This is a genomic window from Clostridium carnis (assembly GCF_054657435.1).
This window is the reverse complement of the sequence record NZ_BAAHYS010000001.1, coordinates 1626309-1648501: the sequence shown is the minus strand read 5'-3', so window position 1 is coordinate 1648501 and position 22193 is coordinate 1626309. Positions and strand designations below refer to the sequence as shown.

The 22193-nt window shown below is 27.6% G+C and carries 20 protein-coding genes; 3 read left to right on the top strand and 17 right to left on the bottom strand.

Going from position 1 to position 22193, the window contains the following annotated elements:
* Nucleotides 1-6 precede the first annotated feature (6 nt).
* The 6 genes from ACYQ1T_RS07865 to ACYQ1T_RS07840 form a co-directional block, all read right to left on the bottom strand.
* Nucleotides 7-933, bottom strand: a complete 927-nt coding sequence (locus tag ACYQ1T_RS07865) for a carbohydrate ABC transporter permease (protein ID WP_459833708.1) — start codon at nt 931-933, stop codon at nt 7-9.
* A gap of 80 nt (nt 934-1013) precedes the next feature.
* Nucleotides 1014-2336, bottom strand: coding sequence for an ABC transporter substrate-binding protein (locus tag ACYQ1T_RS07860; RefSeq protein ID WP_459833705.1), 1323 nt, complete (start codon nt 2334-2336; stop codon nt 1014-1016).
* A 171-nt stretch (nt 2337-2507) separates the two neighbouring features.
* On the bottom strand, nt 2508-3548 hold the full coding sequence (locus tag ACYQ1T_RS07855) for a substrate-binding domain-containing protein (RefSeq protein WP_459833702.1): 1041 nt from the start codon (nt 3546-3548) through the stop codon (nt 2508-2510).
* A 205-nt stretch (nt 3549-3753) separates the two neighbouring features.
* A complete protein-coding gene (locus ACYQ1T_RS07850) occupies nt 3754-4575 on the bottom strand; it encodes an HAD family hydrolase (protein WP_459833699.1) in 822 nt (273 codons plus the stop codon).
* An 88-nt stretch (nt 4576-4663) separates the two neighbouring features.
* Nucleotides 4664-6316, bottom strand: coding sequence for a PTS transporter subunit EIIC (locus ACYQ1T_RS07845; protein ID WP_459833696.1), 1653 nt, complete (start codon nt 6314-6316; stop codon nt 4664-4666).
* A 299-nt stretch (nt 6317-6615) separates the two neighbouring features.
* Nucleotides 6616-7110 carry a pyridoxamine 5'-phosphate oxidase family protein gene (locus ACYQ1T_RS07840; protein WP_459833693.1) on the bottom strand — a complete coding sequence of 165 codons (495 nt, stop codon included), beginning with the start codon at nt 7108-7110 and terminating at the stop codon, nt 6616-6618.
* Between the two features lie 506 nt (nt 7111-7616).
* Here ACYQ1T_RS07840 and ACYQ1T_RS07835 point away from each other — a divergent pair.
* Entirely contained in the window at nt 7617-8354 is a 738-nt protein-coding gene (locus ACYQ1T_RS07835) for an NAD-dependent protein deacylase (RefSeq protein WP_459833690.1), read from the top strand.
* 88 nt (nt 8355-8442) lie between these two features.
* Here the strand turns inward: ACYQ1T_RS07835 and ACYQ1T_RS07830 are convergent, their stop codons facing one another.
* The 9 genes from ACYQ1T_RS07830 to ACYQ1T_RS07790 all read right to left on the bottom strand — a co-directional run bounded on the left by ACYQ1T_RS07830 (nt 8443) and on the right by ACYQ1T_RS07790 (nt 17882).
* Nucleotides 8443-10794 carry a sensor histidine kinase gene (locus ACYQ1T_RS07830; protein WP_459833687.1) on the bottom strand — a complete coding sequence of 784 codons (2352 nt, stop codon included), beginning with the start codon at nt 10792-10794 and terminating at the stop codon, nt 8443-8445.
* Nucleotides 10795-11118: 324 nt separating this feature from the next.
* Nucleotides 11119-11280, bottom strand: coding sequence for a hypothetical protein (locus ACYQ1T_RS07825; RefSeq protein WP_459833684.1), 162 nt, complete (start codon nt 11278-11280; stop codon nt 11119-11121).
* Nucleotides 11281-11335: 55 nt separating this feature from the next.
* Complete coding sequence (gene glmS, locus ACYQ1T_RS07820) at nt 11336-13162, bottom strand: glutamine--fructose-6-phosphate transaminase (isomerizing) (protein ID WP_459833681.1); 1827 nt, start codon at nt 13160-13162, stop codon at nt 11336-11338.
* A 689-nt stretch (nt 13163-13851) separates the two neighbouring features.
* On the bottom strand, nt 13852-14112 hold the full coding sequence (locus ACYQ1T_RS07815) for a GIY-YIG nuclease family protein (protein ID WP_459833678.1): 261 nt from the start codon (nt 14110-14112) through the stop codon (nt 13852-13854).
* A 75-nt stretch (nt 14113-14187) separates the two neighbouring features.
* Nucleotides 14188-14625 (bottom strand): hypothetical protein, encoded by a 438-nt coding sequence (locus ACYQ1T_RS07810; protein WP_459833675.1) that lies wholly within the window; start codon nt 14623-14625, stop codon nt 14188-14190.
* Between the two features lie 193 nt (nt 14626-14818).
* Nucleotides 14819-15766, bottom strand: a complete 948-nt coding sequence (gene menA, locus ACYQ1T_RS07805; RefSeq protein ID WP_459833673.1) for a 1,4-dihydroxy-2-naphthoate polyprenyltransferase — start codon at nt 15764-15766, stop codon at nt 14819-14821.
* An 89-nt stretch (nt 15767-15855) separates the two neighbouring features.
* Nucleotides 15856-16275, bottom strand: a complete 420-nt coding sequence (locus ACYQ1T_RS07800; protein ID WP_459833665.1) for a hypothetical protein — start codon at nt 16273-16275, stop codon at nt 15856-15858.
* A gap of 90 nt (nt 16276-16365) precedes the next feature.
* Nucleotides 16366-17217, bottom strand: coding sequence for a hypothetical protein (locus ACYQ1T_RS07795; protein WP_459833662.1), 852 nt, complete (start codon nt 17215-17217; stop codon nt 16366-16368).
* Between the two features lie 239 nt (nt 17218-17456).
* The gene (locus tag ACYQ1T_RS07790; protein ID WP_459833659.1) at nt 17457-17882 is read right to left on the bottom strand and encodes a YczE/YyaS/YitT family protein; all 426 of its coding nucleotides are present in this window, start codon (nt 17880-17882) and stop codon (nt 17457-17459) included.
* A gap of 184 nt (nt 17883-18066) precedes the next feature.
* On the opposite strand from ACYQ1T_RS07790, the gene ACYQ1T_RS07785 reads away from it, so the two are divergent.
* Both ACYQ1T_RS07785 and ACYQ1T_RS07780 read left to right on the top strand, forming a co-directional pair.
* Nucleotides 18067-18636 (top strand): LemA family protein, encoded by a 570-nt coding sequence (locus tag ACYQ1T_RS07785; RefSeq protein ID WP_459833656.1) that lies wholly within the window; start codon nt 18067-18069, stop codon nt 18634-18636.
* Nucleotide 18637: 1 nt separating this feature from the next.
* Nucleotides 18638-19432: a TPM domain-containing protein gene (locus tag ACYQ1T_RS07780; RefSeq protein ID WP_459833654.1), complete on the top strand. Its 795-nt coding sequence runs from the start codon at nt 18638-18640 to the stop codon at nt 19430-19432.
* A 31-nt stretch (nt 19433-19463) separates the two neighbouring features.
* Here ACYQ1T_RS07780 and ilvC read toward each other — a convergent pair whose 3' ends face one another.
* Nucleotides 19464-20468, bottom strand: coding sequence for a ketol-acid reductoisomerase (gene ilvC / locus ACYQ1T_RS07775; RefSeq protein ID WP_459833652.1), 1005 nt, complete (start codon nt 20466-20468; stop codon nt 19464-19466).
* Nucleotides 20469-20480: 12 nt separating this feature from the next.
* Complete coding sequence (ilvB, locus tag ACYQ1T_RS07770; protein ID WP_459833649.1) at nt 20481-22157, bottom strand: biosynthetic-type acetolactate synthase large subunit; 1677 nt, start codon at nt 22155-22157, stop codon at nt 20481-20483.
* Between the last annotated feature and the right edge of the window lie 36 nt (nt 22158-22193).

The window sequence follows — 22193 nt, the reverse complement described above, 5'->3', positions numbered from 1 at the left end:
TTTCTCCTAATATTCAACATCTGAACCTAAATATTTATATTGAATTACTGATATAGTCATAACTATAACTGCAAGAACAACTCCCATAGAAGATGCTAATCCATATTGTCCTAATGTAAATGATCTTTCATAAACTTGATACATTATTGTTGTTGTTGCATAGTTTGGACCACCAGCTGTTAATAGCTGAATCAATGAGAAACTTTGGAATGAATTAATTGTAGTTATAATAACTATATATAATGTCGTTGGCTTAAGTAATGGCCATGTTATGTTCCAGAATACTTGTCTTTCATTTGCCCCATCTATTTCTGCTGCTTCTAAATAATCCTTTGGAATATTTCCTAATGAAGCCATATAAAGAACTATAGGTTGTCCAACTGATAATGTTACTAATACCATTAAAATTGCCCACTTAGCTATGCTAGGATTTCCAAGCCATACTAAAGGATCAACTCCAAAAAGTCCTAAAATATAATTTAATATTCCATAGTTTGGATGAAAAATCCAGTTCCATACAACTGTAATACTAACTACAGATGCAATTGCTGGTAAGTAAAATACTGATCTAAAGAATGATCTAACCTTTGATGATCTTTTATAAATTGTTAAAGATACAAACATTGAAAATACTACTACTATAGGTACATTTCCTATAACTAATACTATTGTATTCCATAGAGATTTTCTAAATACTGGATCTCTAAATATGTCTATATAGTTTTGCATTCCAATAAATTCTGATACTCTTGGAGTATAATTAAAGAAACTTATAATTATACCACCAATCATTGGAAGTATAACAAACCCTAAGAAAAATATTGCTGCTGGCAATAAAAATAAGTATGCTGTAAGCCATTCCTTCTTTGCTAGTCTTGTATGTTTATTCATTTTTATTTTTGGTTGTTTGCCATCTGATAATTCAGTAACCATATAAAGCCTACCTCCTATTGATATAAATTAATAAGAAGGGAGATTACTCCCTCCCTACCATACCATTCTTTTAACTATCTCTATTTTTTAAGGGTTTCATTTGCTTTATCATTAAATGCTTTTAATGCATCCTTAGGAGCTGATTGTCCTAAAGTTATTTCTTGAAGAGCTGGGAACCAGTGAGTTCTCATTTCTGCAAAACCTTTTACTGTATTATAATATTTAGCTGTATATTTACCCATACCTTCAGCAAATTTCATTTCTTCATCTTCATATAATCCCTTAACAGAATCTCTTACTGAGAAAGTTCCTGTAGCCTTTAAGTTCTTTTCTCTCCATTCTGAATCATTAGCTAAGAAGTCTATAAATTTCTTTGAAGCATCTACTTTAGCTTGGTCTTTATTATCAAATATACATAATCCACCTATAAGAGCTTCTAAGTTAAGCTTTCCTTCTGGAGCTGGGATTGGTAATAATGCATCTTTAAAATCTACTGATTTCTTTGAAGCATTACTCTTAAGTAATCCAGTTGAATAAAGTATAGTTACAGCAGCTTTTTGTTGTAAATAAAGATCAATAGCGTCATTTGAAGCTAGTGATTCACTACCTTGTCCTATAAGTCCTTCATCTATAGCCTTTTTAATCCATTCCATAGCCTTTTGAGCTTCTGCTGAATCAAAAGCATATGAAGATTGGTCTTTATTCATTACGCTTCCACCAAAAATATTAGCTACGAAAGCTCTTGTTCCTTGGTCTCCTGCTGTACTCTTACTATAGAAGTTTAGTGGAATTACATCTGGCTTAGCTTGTTTTATAGCTTTTAATGCCTTTTCAAGATCTTCAATTGTCCACATTCTATCTTCTTTCTTTAAAGGAAGTACATCTAATAATCCTGCTTGTTCAAACATATCTTTATTTGCAGCCATCATAAATGTAGTTGTATTAAACGGATACATATAATATGTGCTATCTAATTTACATCCTTGTAGTAATGATTCTGATACATCTCCATTTAGATCTTTTATCATATCATCTATTGGTGCTAGTACACCTTGTCTTGCATAGTCAATTATTCTTCCTGGTGCATCATATAATATGTCTGGAGCTGAGTTAGATGCTATTGCAGCATTTATTTTTTCTCCACCACCATTGAATGAAAGCATTTCAACATTTACCTTAATATTTGGATTTTTTGCTTGGAAGGCTGCAACTAGCTCTTCTTCATATTTACCCACTTGACCATCTTTAACTTCAAAGTTAGGGAAGTTCCACCATGTTATTTCAACTGGCTTATCAGAAGTACCTGCTTCTCCTCCCTTATCCTTGTTGCCACATCCAACAAATATTGACATAGTCATAGTTGTTGCTAAAAGAATTGTTGATAACAACTTAATTTTTTTCATAAAATAAATCCCCCTATATACTATTTTATTTTTAAAGAAAATATATACTATTTTCTTGTAAACTAATTAATAAAATTTCGCGAGAACATTTTCTATTTCATTAACTAAACTATTCAAGTTCACGTGAACAATTTAATTGAAAGTTCTGCTTTAATAACCACTTATAACATATTATTTACTTTTTGTATTTATTCCCCTACTTATAACATTTCTCTCTAAGTTTTCTTTAAAAATAATAATACTGTCTATTTCATTATTTATATTTTTAGGCTTACTATCTTTATATAAATATTCAAACATATTTTTGGAAGCTAAATATCCAAGTTCTTCATACTTCTGAACTACAGTAGCAATTATCTTGTTTTTTCTAATCAGCTCCTTTGTTGCTTTCGAAAAACCATTATCTATAACTTTTAAATTTATATTTTTATTTGATGATATGTATTCAACTATATCAACTAAAAATCTACTACTATATAAAGCATTAATATCATCAGTAACATTTTCTTCTACAACTTTTTCAATATTATTCTTTAAATCTTTTTGATATATTGGTCCTACTATTCTACACTTTTTCTCTTCTAGTAACTTACTATAAAACCCATCAAAACTTAATCTTGAAGAAATCCTATCATCCTCTGTATTAATTACTAATATCTTGTCTCCATTATTTAAAACACTTAATAAAATATTTGCTGTTATTCTTCCAACTTTATAATAATTGGAATATACGCTATAAGTTCCCCTATCTAGAGGTAAATCTAGAGCCATAAAAACAATTTTAGGATTATCTTTTTTAATTGCCTTTATTTCTTCCTTTAAAAGCGGCGTAATTATAATCCCATCTACATTTCCTTTTTTTATAATTGTCCTTAACATTTGTACTTGCTCTTCTGGATTATTGATATCTGTTTCAATAATATTAATTTGATACTTATAGAATTTGTATTCTATTTCAGCCTCCTTAAATCCTAACCTTATTCCCTCTATATAATAATGATTTCTTGTCTTAACTATAAAAGCAAAAATATTTTTTTTCCTTTTAGAGGCCAAAGAAGTACTTATTGGATTTCTTTTATATCCCAACTCTTCGCACGCTTTCAATATTTTTTCTTTCGTTTCAGGATTTATACTACCTGTTCCATTTAAAGCCCTTGCTACGGTTGTCCTAGAAATATTTAATTTCTTTGCAATATCAGATTGTCTTATCACTTCTTTATCCCTTTTCTGTATTTATTTTACTTTTATGAGATAATCATACTACCTTTAGAAAAGGTTTTCAAGTAGTTTTTTTAAAATTTTTATATTTTTTACAAATTTTTCACTGTATTATTTTAGGAACTTTTTTTAATTTTATAAATAAAAAACATATTCTATAATATAGAATCTTTCTACTTTATAGAATATGTTTCTTTATTTAACTTTTATATTTTTCTATAAATTTTACTACTCCATCATCATTATTACTTTCTATAACTGATGTTGCTATTTCTTTAATTTCATTCGTGGCATTGCTCATAGCATAGCATTCATGTGATATTTTAAACATAGGTATATCATTTACATTATCTCCAAATGTTATTAATTTATCACTCTTTATATATCTATATAAATATTTTATTCCATTGGCTTTAGATGCTTTTGAACTATATGCATCTAAATAAAATCCATCACCATATAGATCTTTATAATAATCTACATGTAATCCTTCCATATTTATAAGTTCATTATATATAGCTTTAACTACCTCATATTTATCAAATATTATAAAATTAATTACTTTAGACTCTATTAAAGCCTCGTTATAATTTTTTACTTTTAAAAATGTCTTAAGTGATTTATTACATCTTTCTAAAAAAAAGTTTTCTTCCATACTACATGTAAAATCCTTATGATATACAAATAAATGATTATTTCTTATAGCATATAAAAAGTAATTTTTATTATATTTATCAAAAACATTTATCACTTTCTTAACAATATCCTTTGAAATTTCATTTACTTTAATATATTCTTGTTTCTTTAAATCATATATTAAAACACCATTCATTAATACAGCTGGTATTTTTATATTTATTCCATTTACTATATCAACTACCGTTGCAGGTGTTCTTGCTGTTGCAACTGTAAAATTTAATCCATTCTCAATCAAGTCATTTAATTTCTTTTTACTATATGTTGATATTTCTTGATTACTATTTAACAATGTACCATCTAAATCTGAAATAAATAATTCCATATTAACCTCTCTTTTTCTTACTTTTATAATCATTATATAATAAATTAAGGTTCTAGAGAATATCTCTAGAACCTTAACTAAGTATATATTAGCTTATTCCTAATATATCATTTATTTCATTTTTATATTTATCAGCTTTTGCACCAAATATTGCTTGAATTCCGTTTCCTACTTCAACAACACCTGCAGCACCAAGAGATTTTAATTCATTTTTATTTACTTTTGCTTTATCTTTAACTTCTACTCTTAATCTTGTTATACAAGCATCAACGCTAACGATATTTTCTTCTCCACCTAAAGCTGCTAATACTGCTGGAGCTTTTTCAGTTATTTCATTACCGCTTCCACCCTTTGCATTTTGATAATCTGCTTTAGTATAAAGTTTAGTTTCACCTTCGTTTTCATCTCTACCTGGAGTCTTTAAGTTTAATTTAGTAATCATGAAGTAGAATAAGAAATAGTAAACTACTGCATATACTAAACCAACACCAACTGCTACTAACCAGTTAGTTGGTACTCCTGCACCTGCTGGTAATATACCAAATAAAGTAAAGTCAATTATACCACCTGAGAAAGTCATACCTATAAATACATTTAATATATCCATTAACATGAATGATAAACCTGCTAATAGACAGTGAACTCCGTATAATACTGGAGCAACGAATAAGAATGTAAATTCGATTGGTTCAGTTATACCAGTTAACATAGCTGTAACCCCAGCTGAAATTAATAATGATCCAACAACCTTCTTCTTACTTGGTGCAGCTGCTTTATACATTGCTAAAGCTGCAGCAGGTAAACCAAAGATCATGAATGGGAATTTACCAGCCATAAATCTTGTTGTTCCACCAACTATTGTTGACATAGTTTCTGATGAAGCACCAACTAAAGATCCCATGTGTGATAATTGTGCAAAGTATGCTGTATTTGCACCAGCTACTGTTTGCCAAGCACCATCAACTAATATTTGTCCTTCAACAAATGAACCAAACCAGAATGGTGTATAGAATACGTGATGTAATCCAAATGGAATTAATGCTCTTTCTATTACTCCATAGAAGAATGTTCCAATAGGACCTGCATTTCTAACTAATTCTGCTAATACACCTATACCATTTTGAACTAATGGCCATATGAATGCTAGTAAAGCTCCAACTAATGCCATTGTTAATGATGTTATTATTGGTACAAATCTTGAACCTGAGAAGAATCCAATTACTTGTGGTAATTCTATTGTATGGAATCTATTGTGTAATAACGCTGTAACTATACCTGTTATGATACCACCGAATACTGACATGTTTAATGTAAATATTCCTAAGTTTGTAGTAACGTAAGTTCCAAATTCTCCTACATTTCCTGGAGTAAGAACACCTAATTGAGTTAATCCTAAGCTTAAAAGAGTTGAGATAACTTGATTCATAACTATGAATCCAAATACAGAAGCTAATGCTGCTGTTCCCTTATCTTTTTTAGCTAATCCAACTGCAACACCTACTGCAAATAATATTGGTAAGTTTCCAAATACTATATCACCAACATTTTTCATTATTGTTAATATTGCTGTAACTACTGGAATATTAACGAAAGCTATTAATGGTTGATAAACAGCTGGTGCATTTTCTAATCCTGCTATACCTAGTAAAGCTCCACCAACTCCTAATAAAATACCTGCTATTGGTAAAGCAGCTATTGGAAGCATAATAGCTTTACCTATTCTTTGTAAAAATTGAAGCATTTATAATTCCTCCTTAATTTATAAATAAGTTAGTATGCTTGTCATGCATCTATGTAAATATTCTTTGCAATTTTTTTATTTTTATTAATAAAAAATAAAAAAAGGACCAAAAACCTATAAGTAATACAATATTACTTATAACTCTCTTAGTCCTTGCCTGCATAACCAGTAACACACTACTTCTTAAATTATGTTCTTATAATATCATAGTTTTTTTTCAATGTAAATGTTTTTTTGAATTTTTTTATTACCTTTATCTCCTATTCTTAAATTAATATATTTTTTATTATTCTATTAAGTTATTTTTTTAACTTAACTTTTGCCATCTCCATAGCTTCTTTTCCTGTCATATACTCAATGCTAATCTCTATTATACATACTAAATTCAATTCTCTTTTAATCTCTTCTTCCCCATCTAGCTTAAAATCATTAGAATATTTATCTACTAAACTCCTTAATATAAATATCTTTTCATTATCATCTGTTATAATTCTAGCTTTCCCAAAAGCTATAACACTTCTAAAGTTTGTTGTAAATTTTTCTGCTACAACATCATCTTTATCAATAACACAAAATGAAACCTTATTACTTTTCATTATTGCATCAATCTTATGACCTTGCTTTGCACAATGAAATAATATTTTTCCATCACTATATACATAACTTAATGGTACTGAATATGGATAATTATCATCTCCGATTAAAGCTAATACACCTGAAGTATTTCTTTCTAGTACTTCAACTATTTCATCATTTGATAACATTTGTTTTTTTCTTCTCATTTCTCTAAACATATTTTTTATAATAATCCTTTCTTAACAAAGAATACCATGCTTCATCACATATTCCTTGATTATTTATACCTAATTCTTGCAGTGTCCTCTTTTTATGAGCAGACCATCCAAACTACTTTGTAACATCTTTATCACTTGTCCAGTTATTAAACATATCTTTAGTATCATTAATTTCAAACCGTCGTAATATTAGTCGTTCTATTTCTATAGTTTGTGTTCCTAAATACCTCATTAATATTACATCCATAAAAATATAAATTATCACAAGTATAGCACGATAGCATTTCATGTAGCAATAAATGTAATAAATATAATTTTATTACATGCTATAATATCCTAAAAAAATAATTGAATTTAATTAACATTAAAATTCCCATCTATTTTTATGCCAGTCTTAGCTCCTTTGTCAGGTAACTTTGGATTTTAAAGTTCTTAGTTATAATAATTTTATTTTTCAATTTATTTATGCCATAATAAAAATATAAAATATATAGGTCGGTGATTTAATGGAAAATAATATGGAGCAATTAACTAAAATTTTAAAAGAAAGTAACAATATAGTTTTCTTTGGAGGAGCAGGAGTCTCAACCGAATCTGGAACTCCTGATTTTAGAAGTTCAAATGGATTATTTAATGAAAAGCTTAATATAACTTTTACACCTGAGCAATTAGTATCTCATAGTTTCTACATAAGATATCCTAAAGAATTTTTTAACTTCTATAAAGCAAAACTAATATATCCTGAAGCAAAACCTAATGCTGCACATATGGCTCTTGCTAAACTTGAAGAAATGGGAAAATTGAAGGCTGTTATAACTCAAAATATAGATGGATTACATCAAGCTGCTGGAAGTAAAAATGTATTTGAACTACATGGTTCTGTTTTAAGAAATTATTGTGTTAAATGTCATGCTTTTTATGATGAAAATTTTATTCTAGAATCAAAAGGTGTGCCAACTTGTACTAAATGTGGTGGAACTGTTAAACCTGATGTAGTTTTATATGAAGAGGGGTTAGATGATGATGTTATTAGAGGTTCTATTAATGCTATATCTAAAGCTGAGACCCTTATTATAGGCGGAACTTCTTTAGTCGTTTATCCAGCTGCTGGGCTTATTAATTACTTTAACGGTAAAAATCTTGTACTAATAAATAAAAGTACCACTTCTGCTGATAACAAATCAACCTTAGTAATTAATGATTCTATAGGTAAAATATTAGATAAAGTAATTAAATCTTTATAATTAAAAATAGGTAGATTACTATAAAAATACCTCGTATATTTTAAAGGAACTTTATTTAGTAATCTACCTGTTTATATAGTTTTTTATTTTACAAATCATAAATATCTGAAAACTCTATTTTAATTCTATCAGCTATAGCCTTTTTATCTTCAATAATATAAGTACTATTTAAGACGCATTCATCGCATTTTATATTAGGTATTTCTACTATAAATTCACTGCCTAATTCACTTGAATCTTTTAAATAAACTTTACCTTTATGCATATCAACTATAGATTTAACTAAAGCCAGTCCTATTCCACTACCTTCTGTTCCTCTATTTAATGATTTATCTCCTTGTACAAACCTTTCAAATACAAAATCCTTAAATTCTGATGGTATTCCTATTCCATCATCCTTAACACTTATTTTAACAAACTTTTCATCTGTATTAATGGAAACAAATATATGACCATTAGCTTCTGTAAACTTTACTGAATTTGATATAAGATTTAACATAACTCTTTCTATTTTATCTGGATCACATTTAATATCAAGTTCCTCTATATCAGTATCAAAAATAACATTTATATTCTTTTCTTCTACATATGGAGCAATAGATAACGTTATGTCTTCTACTAATTTTACTATATCTATATTTATAAAATTCATCTTCATAAATCCTGAATCAAATTTAGTAATATCTATTAAGTTATTTATTAATCTAAGCATTCTAAAGCAGTTTTGTCTAATAGCAGTCTCATACTTGCTATAACATATACTTAAATTTTCAGCTCCATTTTCATTTTGTTTATTAAATAATTGAATACATGAATATATAATATTAATAGGTGTTTTAAATTCATGAGAAAGATTTGCAAAAAATTCACTTCGTATCTTTTCATATTCTTTCATTTTATCATACTTCATTTTTAATGCTTCATACTCATTTCTAGAACTTATATCTCTTGAAACTATAACACTTCCTATTTTTTCACCATTATCATTAATTATTTTACTTACTACTGACTCCATAGTAATATCTCGATTGTCTTTACTCTTAATTTTATGCTTAATAAATTTACTTTCATCATGCTCTACTTCTATTTCATTATTATTATATAAGATTGAAAGTGACTTTCCTAATATCTCATCCTTACTATATCCCAATATTGCATCTATAGAATCATTTGCATAATTTATATTCCAATTGATATCAGTTGTAACAATAATCTCTTTAATATTTTTAGTTATACATCTTAATCTTTCTTCATTAATTTTCAGCTTTTCATTGTTTCTATAGGTAGATGTTATATCTGAAAAAGAAGATACAAACATATAATCATCTTTCTTTACCCACACCCTATTAATATCTACTTTTAATATACATTCATCTTTTAATTTTACTATTCTATTAGAACAACCTTTTTGAGCTAGCTCTTTGCAAATATAATACATCTCTTCAATATTAACCTGCTTACTTATCAAATTTCCTATTGCTTCATATTGCTTGTTATTGCTTATGCCTTTCACTGAAAATTTTTTTCTCAATAATTCATTGGCGTAAATTGCCTTTCTATCTTTATTGTATAAAATTGTAAAATTACTTTTGTTATATTCTGTTAAATTATAAAAAATTCTTAGTTCTTCTTTAAGATTATCACTTTCTCTTATCCTATTAAACATTTCTATTAATATCCCTATAAGCAATATGATAAAACCAATAAATGTAAATAAATTGCAATTTTCTTCTACCATTATATTGTGTTTATTTAAGTTAACCAATGTATATAATCTTTTTAATGTAAATAAACTTATACTAGCAATTATAATTATATATATAACTTCTTGTTCTTTTACACTTCTAATTGCTAACATTATTATAATGAAAAAATGATATATAATTAATATAACATTTAAATCTAAAACTATATTTTCTCTAAAATTATAGTAACTTACTGATCTTAAAATACTTTCAAACTTAATAAACGTAATAGTTATTGCTACTGTTAAAATCACAAAAAAAGTTTTTCTTTCTTCAATAAATTTAGTTAACTTATTTTCCTTAGTTATAATTAATGTAATTAATACACTTCTAAATATATATGCCAATATTAAAAAGTTAATATACTCATTATCTATATATAATTTCCCTTTTAAAATAGAATCTGCTAATAAATATTCTATTCCAAAACTTGTATATATAAGAGTTACTATAAAAAACTCACCTTTTTTATATGTATAATAATATAAGAAACAACTAACTATAGACATAATAGCTAGAGTATAATTAACGCTTTCCATATCTCCTATAGCCTCTGAATACCCAATACTCCCCATGCTATTAGTCATAATTTGTACAATCTTTACCACTATAAAAATAAATATTATTATTAAAGCTGTATTTATACCTCTACTTTTAAGTAATTCTTCTCTTTCAGTTTTCTTATAAAAAATCATCTTTAACTCCTCAATTAAATTATCTTATACCCTTAAATTATCTTATACCCTGAAATTTATTAACATCATTTTCATATCTCTATAATTTTACATTACATTTATTTACTTGTATAATATTTTATTTTTAAAATTTTGTATCTAAATTTTAAGTTTAAGAAAAAAAAGCCTAGGCTAATTATAAAATAAAAATTGCAATCAATAAAAAGTTTTAAATTTTAATTTTTTATACTTTGTAACTATATATTAGCTAAAAAATTAAATCTTAAATAATTAAAGACTGCACACAAATCATTAAATGACAGTGTGCAGTCTTATTAAATATTATTAAACACCTTTATATAATTTTTCTAAATCTGCTATTATTACTTTTACTAAATCTAATTTACCTTGAGCATAATCTTTATCTTCTAGTAAATCCATATATTTTTCCATTGCAAATTCGGTTTCTTTATAATCCTCTAATAGTTTTATTAACTCTTCTTTCATAATTAACCCTCCCAGAATTCTCATTATTAATTACTATTCTCAAATAAATCTTTCTTTATTCAACTGTTACTGATTTAGCTAAATTACGTGGCTTATCTACATCGCATCCTTTTTGTTTCGCAATGTAATATGCGATTAATTGAAGTGGTACCACTGATAAAACTGGTGATAATATTGAGTTTGTTTTTGGTATATAAATAATATCCTCAGATACTTCCCTAGCCTCTTTATCTCCATCTATTGCTACTGCTAAAACTCTTGCCCCTCTTGTAATAACTTCTCTAATATTACTTATCATTTTATCTTTTAATTTTTCTTCAGTTAATAATGAAACAACTGGAGTTCCTTTTTCTATTAAAGCTATTGGTCCATGCTTTAATTCTCCACCAGCATATGCTTCTGAATGAATATATGATATTTCCTTTAGTTTTAGTGATCCTTCTAATGCTACTGCATAATCCACACCTCTACCTAAGAAGAACATATCTTTATCCATATAGTTCTTTGATGCAAATTTTTGAAGTTCCTCTTTTCTACTTATTATTTCTGTAACCTTATCTGGTAAACTTAATAACTCTTCTTTTAATTCATTTGCATATTCTTCTGTTAAAGTTTCTTTTACTTCTCCAAAATAAATAGCTAGTATATACATTGCTATAAGCTGTGTCTCATATGCTTTAGTAGAAGCAACTGCTATTTCTGGACCTGCCCATGTATAAATAACATCATGAGCTTCCCTTGCAACTGAGCTTCCAACTACATTAGTTACAGCTAAAACTCTTGCACCTATTTTTTTAGCATCTCTTAAAACAGCTAATGTATCTGCTGTTTCCCCTGATTGACTTACTACTATTAATAATGATTTTTCTGTTATAAGTGGATCTCTATATCTAAACTCAGATGCTATATCTACTTCTACAGGTATCTTAGCTAACCTTTCAATAGCAGTTTTCCCTACTAATCCTGCGTGATAAGCTGTTCCACATGCTACAATAAATACTCTATCGAAAGCATCTAATTCTTCTTTTGTCATTTTTATATTTTCTAATTCTATTTTCTTTCCCTTTGCTACTCTTGATGTTAACGTATCTTTAATAGCCTTTGGTTGTTCATGAATTTCTTTTAGCATAAAGTCTTCATATCCACCTTTTTCAGCAGCTAATGCATCCCAAGTAACATGATAAACTTCCTTTTCTATTTTTTCTCCATCTTCTGTTTTAAGTTCTACACCATCTTTAGTTATTATTACAAACTCTTTATCCTCTAATAGATACACATCTCTAGTATATCCAAGTACAGCTGGAATATCAGAAGCTATAAAATATTCGTCTTCTCCTAATCCAACTATTAAAGGTGAGTCTTTTCTAACAGCTATTAATTTATTAGGTTCATCCTTTGCTATAACACCAATTGCATAACTACCTTCCATCTTAGCAGTTGCTTTAGTTACAGCTTCAAACAAATCACCTTTATAATAATAATCAACTAGATTTGGTATTACTTCTGTATCTGTTTCTGAACTAAAAGTATATCCTTTGTTTGTTAACCATTCTCTTAGTTTTATATAATTTTCAATTATTCCATTATGAACTACACTTATACTTATATCTCCATTACTATGAGGATGTGAGTTAATATCTGATGGTTCTCCATGAGTTGCCCATCTTGTATGACCTATTCCTATATTTCCACTCAACGGATTTTTCTGTAAATTATCTTCTAAATTTTTAAGACGACCTTTAAATTTCTTTACATTTATATTTCCATTCTCTAATATAGCAACTCCAGCTGAGTCATAACCTCTATATTCAAGTTTTGATAATCCTTCTATTAATATAGGTGAAGCTTCTCTTTTTCCTACAAATCCAACTATTCCGCACATATCATTTCTTCCTTCCTTTTCTTAAAAGTTCTTTATTTATTATTATCAATTAATAAAGAGATATTTATTTAATATTTTTCTTAACAAATAAACCCAAAATCTCTTTATTGAAGGTTTTAACACCTGGTCAATATTGTGCTGCAAATCACTCTACAGTTTTATTAACCGTTAACGGTAGTGTGCTAATACCGTGGGGCACCCGCCGAAGTTTCGATACTCCCCAACCTCGTCAACTTAAGTGACACCCCAAATCTATGATTTGGTTGGTGGAACTTACTCAGCCTTAGCTGAGTTTCCTTTTCCAATCCCCAAATCTATGATTCGGCTTAGGGAACTTACTCAGCCTTAGCTGAGTTTCCTTTTTCAATCTCAAAATCTATGATTCGGATTATGCAACTTAAGTTCTGGCGCTTTATTATTTTTAATACTATAACCTCCTTACTTTTTAGCATTCAATAATATATCTTATGCATATTCAACTGAAAGCTACACTAATTTTAACATATTTTTTCTCAAAATCAATGATTTTTATCTAAATTTAATTATTTTTAATTGTTTAGTTAATTTAAATCTATATTTCTTCATTTTTCTCTTGTTTACTCTTATTAATAACTATACATGTAGATGTCTAGACATATATCTATATTTTAAAACAAAAAAATAACAATATAAAACTTATATAATCAGTCTTATATTGCTATTTCTTTATTAAAAGATTCTATTAAACTTATTTTTTCTTTTCTAGATAATTTTTTAATTTCATATTCCCTTTTCATTGCATCTTTCTTATCTAAAAACTCTTCAAAATATAAAAGTTCTACTGGCAATCTAGCTCTTGTATATTTGGCTCCTTGTCCACTATTATGAACCTTTAATCTTTTTTTCAAATCGTTTGTCCATCCAGTATATAAAGTATCATCTGAACATTTTAATATATAGACATAATTCATTTTTTCTCCTTTTTATCTCATTTAGGCTGTTTTATTTTAAAAATTATTTTTTATAATAAAACAGCCATTTAAATTTTACTTATTTAATATTTCTTCAATTTTATTTTTAAAATTTTCTACTTTATCTTTACCAACTTCTACTTTACTTTTTATAGCACTATCATATTCATTAAATAACTTTTCTAAGTTTACTACAGCTTCATTTAAATAGCTATCTTTTACTAAATCTTTTAACCTTGATTTTTCATTATTAAATTCTTGCTTAAACTCTTCCCATTCTACTGTATCTAATTTATTTTTTTGTTCAGCTACCTCTTCTTTTAGATCCTCATATAAATCCTTAATATCATCTTTACTTTCTTCAAGCATATTACTTTTATCTCTATTACTTTGTTGTGGTGCTGTTTGATTACTTGATTGACCTTCACTGGTATTATTAGTTAAATTATTTTTGCACCCTACAGTTGTTACCATTATGATTAATATTAAAATAGATGATAATATCTTTTTCATATGTACTCACTCCCTATATATTTTATACTAATATATTGTGAAGATCGTACAAATTTTATACTAATTGTGATTTTAGTATTATCTTATTGCAGTAATTATATCTATTTTTATAACTTTTCTATTTAAATTATATAATATCTTTCTTAAAGTAAGGTTATATAATTTTTAATACAACATCTACTTAATATTTTAATTACTTAATTATTAAGCTAAATGTAATTGATATAATGAATACTAAATTAATTAATATAAAGTTTTTCACTGATAATATAAAGGTATCTTTTTTAGTTTGTAATCTCGTAAAAGCTTTAATATTATTACGAACTGGTATTATAGTTATTATTGATATTACAGATATTATTGGTAATATTTTCAAAACAACTCCAATGCTAATAGCTACATAAGCTATATAATAGATAGTTTTAAATAATAAAAGTGCATTTTTCTTTCCTATATATACTGGCAATGTATATCTTTTATTTTCTATATCTTCTTCAATATCGCATATATTATTAGCTAACATTATATTTGATATTCCCATAATTGCTGGAATACTTATAATAAATATTTCAATTATTACTCTTATATTAATAATAAATGACATAGAATCATTTATAAATGATATACTAACTATTTTCTCATTAAATATATGTATATATACAGCTAGAAAAGTAATTATAAATCCCATAGTTAATCCAGAAAATACTTCTCCAAATGGAGTTCTTGATATTGGTATTGGTCCAAAAGAATATGAGATTCCTATTATAAAACTAACAACACCTAATAATAAAACTATAACATTAGTATTCTTTACTAATATTAAACCTAATATAGTTGATATTATTAGCATTATGAATATAGTTACTATAACACTTATAGGCTTTATATTATCTTTAACTATTGCATTATGTTTTTCATAACCATACCCGTCTTTTTTTATTGCCTTTTTATAATCTATATAATTATTAATTGCAGTAGTTGTCATATCAAAACATATCATTCCTAAAAACATTATCACTGCATTTTTTATATTAAAATTATCAAATTTATATAATGTATAGCTTGTTCCTAATAAGAATGGAAGAACACTTGCTACTTTTGTCTGTATTTCTACTAACTTAAAAAAACTTCCTATATTCATATTAAACTCCTTCAAATAAACTTTAGTAAATATTATAATTTTAATCTTCTAAAAATTAAAAGCTCATGGGATATACCCATAAGCTTTAACTATGCTAAAAATCCTTCTGCTTCTTTTTTTGCTACTTCTTCATTAACTTCATCATATTCTGAATGTTTATAGAAATAGTTTGCCATTTGGAATCTCTTTGATCTTGATATATTAAATTCTGTTGCTAATCCATCTAAGAAATCTACTTCGTCCATTTCATACTCTGCATCTGCTAATGCTACTCTTGTTAATTCAAAAAATACTATATTTACTACTCTTTCTCCAGCATTTTTTATAGTTTTTATAATCTCATCATGTTTAATTTGATTTAACTCAAGTTTTTCTAAATTCATTTCTTTTAATGATCTTTCTATTAATTCTCTTTCTTGCTCTTCTACTTTATCATCAACTAAAGCAAATTCAATAAGTAAATTAATATATGCTATACCTAAATCTCTATTAAGTTCGTTTAAAAACATTTTTATCCTCCTTAGCAAATCCGTATAATATTTTTTATATTATATCACATAATTTAAAAATATTCTTCTGAATATCATTATTAAATAATACTAATTACTAATTTTAATGTAAACTATTGTTGCATCATCAGATTTTTTTAATCTTGGATATTTACTACAAAATTTATCTTTATTTTGACTCTCTCTTATTTCGTCTATAATACTATTAAGGTTACTACTTTCTAGCTTTACTAAAAATTCATTACTATTCGATGAAATATTTAAAGTATCATAGTGTTGTGATGCTCCATCTGAAGTCATAAATAATCTAATGTCTTCACTTAAGCTTATCTCTCCAACCAATGCATGATTTACTGCTTCTTCATCTAATTCTAATATCCAATATCCATCCTTAGTATTTTTTAATTTTCTTGTATCTTTTATATCATTTAAACAAAATTGCTTCGCTTCTAATACATCTATTTTTCTTTCTATAGATATTCTTTTTATTTTATTTAATATTATTTCTTCTAAACTTTCTAACTTTTTATCATAGAGCTCTATAATATTATTCTCTCCTATTTTATAAGCTACAGTACAGTCTCCAAGAATAAAATATTCTAACTTATTTTCTCTTAATCTTATTATTGATATAGCTGCACATGGATATTCTAAATATGTTAGATTTCTAAATCCACTTAAACCTTCATACTCATTTTTAATTAAACGAAGTCCTTCTTTTATTATATCTTTTAAACTACAATTTTTGTTTATATTTTTTGTTAAATATTTGTTCCATCTATCCACATACCAAGATGCATCACTTTCAAAATCACTTATTTTATTTTTTGTTAAACCAGTTGCACCATCTAAAACCCATGCTGCATTTTCTACTATATTAAAAATATCCTCATTTGTGATGTTTCCTCTATCACTTATTCCATAGCTTTTTATAAACTTCAAATTATTCACCCCTTTTACATCATATTATTATATTAAAAATTTATACTTTCTACTAAAGACTTATGTTTAACTTTTACTACATCAAATTTACATATTTTAAATATTAATTGTATACTATAACCTAACCCTATAGCGCTTATTAATGTTGCAACTCCAATTTTTCCACCTAGTATATATCCAAGTATTAAAACTGTTATTTCTATACTTGCCCTTACATATTTTATTGGCTTATTTAATTTTTAGCTAATCCCTATCATAACACCATCTCTCGGCCCACAGCCCAATCCACATCCTATATATAAATAGCATCCTATTCCCATAACAAGCATACCAATTATCATCATAAAAATTCCACCTATAACAGTACTTGCAACTGGAATAATGTTCATTTCTATAATTAAATCCATAAACTGTCCCACAATTATCATATTTAGAATTGTACCTATACCTAGTTTTTGTCCTAATATCATTCCTAAAATTACAAATACAATACCTACTGCTATACTAGCTTGTCCAATAGTAATGTTTGTTACTCTGGATATACCTTGATGAAATACATCCCATGGTGATAATCCTAAATTAGAATTTAACATTAAAACTGTTGAACTAGCACAAAGTATAAACCCTAAAAATAATCTTATTAATTTAAATATTTTATTTTTCATTACGTTATTCTCCCTCTTTATTTAATAAAGGTCATAAATATTATTATAAACAACTTTAATTACTTTTCATATTATCTTTTTTATTTTTCTATATTGTACGTAAAATTACAAAATAATTATTTTATCATATATTATTTGTAAAATTTACATATAATAATAAAAACATGAAAGGAGATTTATTATTATGAAGAAAGGTTTAAAGATAACTCTAATTGTATTAGCTATTATTTTAGTTTTAGCTCTACCAATAATAGGTGGATATAATAGCTTAGTTTCCCTAGAACAAAATGTAAATACAGCTTCCTCAAATATTGATACTCAGCTTCAAAGAAGATCTGACTTAATACCTAACTTAGTTAATACTGTTAAAGGTTATGCCACTCAAGAAAAAGATATTTTTACAGACATAGCCAATGCAAGAAGTAAACTAGCTGGCGCTACTAATGTTTCTGATCAAGCAAATGCAGATAATGAGCTTTCTAATGCATTATCTAGGTTGCTTGTTGTAGTTGAAAGGTATCCTGACTTAAAGTCTAATGAAAACTTTAGAGACTTATCTATTCAGTTAGAAGGCACTGAAAATAGAATTGCAGTTGCTAGACAAGATTACAATACTGCTGTAACTCAATATAATAATAAGAGAAGAAAATTTCCTACTAATATGATGGCATCTTTATTTGGATTTCAAGAAAAACCACTTTATAAAGCAAGTGAAGGAGCCCAAAATGTTCCTTCTGTAGACTTCTCTAGATAAAATGTCTTTTAAAAATAAATATTTAAAAATATTTCTATCTTCTCTTTTTATATTAATATTGTTTTTTTATTTTCCTGTATCTGCATCTGATTCACTACCTTCCCCAACAAACTATAAATACTTAAATGACTATGTTGGTGTTATAAATGATACTGATACAAAAAAAATAGTATCTATCGGTAAAGAATTAGAGGATAAAACTGGAGCTCAAGCTGTTATTGTTATAATTAACACCACTAATAATGTTCCAATTGAAGAGTATGCAATTAAATTATTTAGAAGTTGGGGAATAGGTCAAAAGAGTAAGGATAATGGGCTTTTAATACTTTTAGCTATAGAAGATAGAGCATGGAGAGTTGAGGTTGGTCGTGGACTTGAAGGAGCTATTCCTGATGCACTAAGTAATAGAGTTATGACAACCCTTGCTAAACCAAGTTTTATAAATAATAACTATGGTGAAGGTCTTATTAATTCTTATAGTACCTTCTGTGACTATATTGGCAATGAATATGGAGTTAAATTAGATAAATCATTAAATATAGTATTGCCTGATAACAGTTCTAATAGTACATCTAATATTGGAATAGCAATTATATCTGGAATATTGATACTATCATTATTTCTTGATGTAATTTTTAATGGTGGTAGAGTTTCATCTACAATGCTTCAACTTATATTTTGGAGCAACTTAAATAGACGTAATGGACCTAGAGGAGGATCAGGAGGTTCTGGTGGTGGTTTTGGCGGATTTGGTGGTGGATCATCAAATGGAGGCGGATCCTCAGGTGGATGGTAATAAAAAAGGAGCGTTTATCGCTCCTTTTTCATTAGTCTAATTTCTTTGTGTCTATCCAACTCATCATTTCTCTTAATTCCTTACCAACTTTTTCAATTGGATGTTCTGCTTCATTTCTTCTAACTGCATTGAAGTTTGGTCTTCCAACCATATTCTCCATTAGCCAGTTCCTAGCAAAAGTACCATCTTGAATTTCTGATAGGACTTTTTTCATTTCCTTCTTAGTTTCTTCTGTAACTATTCTATTTCCTATCATATAATCACCGTATTCTGCAGTATCAGAAATAGAATATCTCATCATACTCATTCCACCTTGATAAAGCAAATCTACTATTAACTTCATTTCATGTAAGCATTCAAAATAAGCATTTTCTGGAGCATATCCCGCTTCTACTAAAGTTTCAAAACCTGCTTTTATTAGAGCTGTACATCCACCACATAAAACTGCTTGTTCTCCAAATAAATCTGTTTCTGTTTCATCTTTAAATGTAGTTTCTAGTACGCCTGCTCTTGCACCTCCTACTCCATTTGAATAAGCTAATGCTAAATCTTTAGCTACTCCTGTAGCATTTTGGTAAACAGCTATTAAACATGGTACTCCTGAACCTTCTGTATACGTTCTTCTTACCATATGTCCTGGTCCTTTTGGTGCACACATAAATACATCTACATCTGTTGGTGGAACTATTTGTCCATAATGAATATTAAATCCATGTGCAAATACTAAAGCATTTCCAGCTTCTAAATTTGGTGCTATTTCTGATTTATATACAGCTGCCTGTTTTTCATCTGGTAGTAATATCATTATAATATCTGCTGCTTTTGAAGCTTCTGCAACTGTTGCTACTTCAAGGCCCGCACTCTTTGCTTTATCCCAAGATTTACTTCCTTCATAAAGACCAACTACCACATCTACCCCACTCTCATGTAAATTTAATGCATGAGCATGTCCTTGGCTACCATAACCGACTATTGCTACCTTCTTTCCCTTTAATAATTCTAAATTTGTGTCCTTTTCATAATACATTTTTGCCATTTGTCTAACCCCCTAATTATTTAGATCTTCTTCACTTATTATTTCATTAATTGGTGCACCAGGTGCAACCATAGGAAATACCTTTTTATCATTATGAATTATATAATCTATTACAACTGGTCCATCAGTTATTAGAGCTTCTTTTAAAATACTTTTTAACTCTTGTTTTTTATTAACTCTTAATCCTTTTGCACCAAATGCTTCTGCCAATTTTACAAAATCAGTTGCCCTATCTAATGTAGTTGCTGAATATCTTGCTTCATAGAAAAAGTCTTGCCATTGCCTAACCATCCCTAATGCATTATTATTCATTACTATTATTATTAGTGGTAAATTATTTTTTACTGCCGTTGCTAACTCATTGCAATTCATGCCAAAGCTACCATCACCTGCAATATTAAATACTCGCTTATCTTTTTTACCAATTTGGGCTCCTATTGATGCTCCTAATCCAAAGCCCATTGTTCCAAGTCCACCTGATGAAATAAATGTTCTCGGTGTTCTATAATTAAAATGTTGTGCTGCCCACATTTGATGTTGGCCTACCTCTGTAGTAATTATAAAATCTCCATTATCAAGTTCACTTAAAATTTTAAATAAATACTCTGGAGTAAGTTCTCCTTCACTACATTTATCCTCTTTTTTAAGTTCTTTTAAACTATTCATTTTTTCTATCCATTTATCATTATTTTTTTTCTCCACTAATGGAATTATTCTTTCTAATGATCTTTTTAAATCCCCAATTATAAATGCATCTACCTTAATATTTTTATTTATTTCTGCTGGATCTATATCTAATTGTATTATTCTCGCATTTTTAATATGATTTTGGTTACTAATAACTCTGTCACTAAATCTAGCTCCTAAAGTTATTAATAAATCACACTTAGATGCCAATAAATTTGATGCCTTACTTCCATGCATTCCAATCATTCCCGTAGATAAATAATGCTCATATGGAAATGCTGATGTACACATTAAAGAGTTTGCAACAGGTGAATTTATCTTTTCTGCAAACTCTATAAGTTCATTAGTTGCCCCTGATAAATTAACTCCTCCACCTGCATAAATTAATGGTCTTTCAGCTTCATTAATCATAGCTACAGCTTTTTCTAATGATTCAACTGTAATATGTTTACTTCTTCTCTCTATATCCTTTGGCTCTAATTTTGCATATTTAGCCTTTAAAATAGTTATATCCTTTGGTATGTCTATTAATACAGGTCCTGGTCTTCCTTCTTTAGCTATATAAAAGGCTTCTCTTATTATCCTTTGTAAATCATTCACATCTTTAACTATATAATTATGCTTTGTAATTGGCATAGTTATCCCTGCTATATCTACTTCTTGAAAACTATCTTTTCCAAGTAATGATTTTGGAACATTTCCTGTAATAGCAACTAAAGGTATTGAGTCCATATATGCTGTTGCAATTCCAGTTACTAAATTTGTTGCTCCCGGTCCTGAAGTTGCTAAGCAAACTCCAACTTTTCCTGTAGCTCTTGCATATCCATCTGCAGCATGAGCTGCCCCCTGCTCATGACAGGTTAAAATATGATTTACTTCTTCTCTATACTTATATAGTTCATCATAAATATTTAATACAGCTCCACCTGGATATCCAAATATAGTATCTACCCCTTCATCAATAAGAGATTTTATTAATATCTCTGCACCTGTTAATAACATACTAGCCCCCCTTTTTATTAAATTTTAGAATTTTTA

Bases quoted from the DNA above. Each gene is read 5' to 3' on its own strand.
- ACYQ1T_RS07865 (WP_459833708.1), bottom strand. From the start codon at position 933: ATGGTTACTGAATTATCAGATGGCAAACAACCAAAAATAAAAATGAAT.
- ACYQ1T_RS07860 (WP_459833705.1), bottom strand. From the start codon at position 2,336: ATGAAAAAAATTAAGTTGTTATCAACAATTCTTTTAGCAACAACTATG.
- ACYQ1T_RS07850 (WP_459833699.1), bottom strand. From the start codon at position 4,575: ATGGAATTATTTATTTCAGATTTAGATGGTACATTGTTAAATAGTAAT.
- ACYQ1T_RS07845 (WP_459833696.1), bottom strand. From the start codon at position 6,316: ATGCTTCAATTTTTACAAAGAATAGGTAAAGCTATTATGCTTCCAATA.
- ACYQ1T_RS07840 (WP_459833693.1), bottom strand. From the start codon at position 7,110: ATGTTTAGAGAAATGAGAAGAAAAAAACAAATGTTATCAAATGATGAA.
- ACYQ1T_RS07835 (WP_459833690.1), top strand. From the start codon at position 7,617: ATGGAAAATAATATGGAGCAATTAACTAAAATTTTAAAAGAAAGTAAC.
- ACYQ1T_RS07830 (WP_459833687.1), bottom strand. From the start codon at position 10,794: ATGATTTTTTATAAGAAAACTGAAAGAGAAGAATTACTTAAAAGTAGA.
- ACYQ1T_RS07825 (WP_459833684.1), bottom strand. From the start codon at position 11,280: ATGAAAGAAGAGTTAATAAAACTATTAGAGGATTATAAAGAAACCGAA.
- glmS (WP_459833681.1), bottom strand. From the start codon at position 13,162: ATGTGCGGAATAGTTGGATTTGTAGGAAAAAGAGAAGCTTCACCTATA.
- ACYQ1T_RS07815 (WP_459833678.1), bottom strand. From the start codon at position 14,112: ATGAATTATGTCTATATATTAAAATGTTCAGATGATACTTTATATACT.
- ACYQ1T_RS07810 (WP_459833675.1), bottom strand. From the start codon at position 14,625: ATGAAAAAGATATTATCATCTATTTTAATATTAATCATAATGGTAACA.
- menA (WP_459833673.1), bottom strand. From the start codon at position 15,766: ATGAATATAGGAAGTTTTTTTAAGTTAGTAGAAATACAGACAAAAGTA.
- ACYQ1T_RS07800 (WP_459833665.1), bottom strand. From the start codon at position 16,275: ATGTTTTTAAACGAACTTAATAGAGATTTAGGTATAGCATATATTAAT.
- ACYQ1T_RS07790 (WP_459833659.1), bottom strand. From the start codon at position 17,882: ATGAAAAATAAAATATTTAAATTAATAAGATTATTTTTAGGGTTTATA.
- ACYQ1T_RS07785 (WP_459833656.1), top strand. From the start codon at position 18,067: ATGAAGAAAGGTTTAAAGATAACTCTAATTGTATTAGCTATTATTTTA.
- ACYQ1T_RS07780 (WP_459833654.1), top strand. From the start codon at position 18,638: ATGTCTTTTAAAAATAAATATTTAAAAATATTTCTATCTTCTCTTTTT.
- ilvC (WP_459833652.1), bottom strand. From the start codon at position 20,468: ATGGCAAAAATGTATTATGAAAAGGACACAAATTTAGAATTATTAAAG.
- ilvB (WP_459833649.1), bottom strand. From the start codon at position 22,157: ATGTTATTAACAGGTGCAGAGATATTAATAAAATCTCTTATTGATGAA.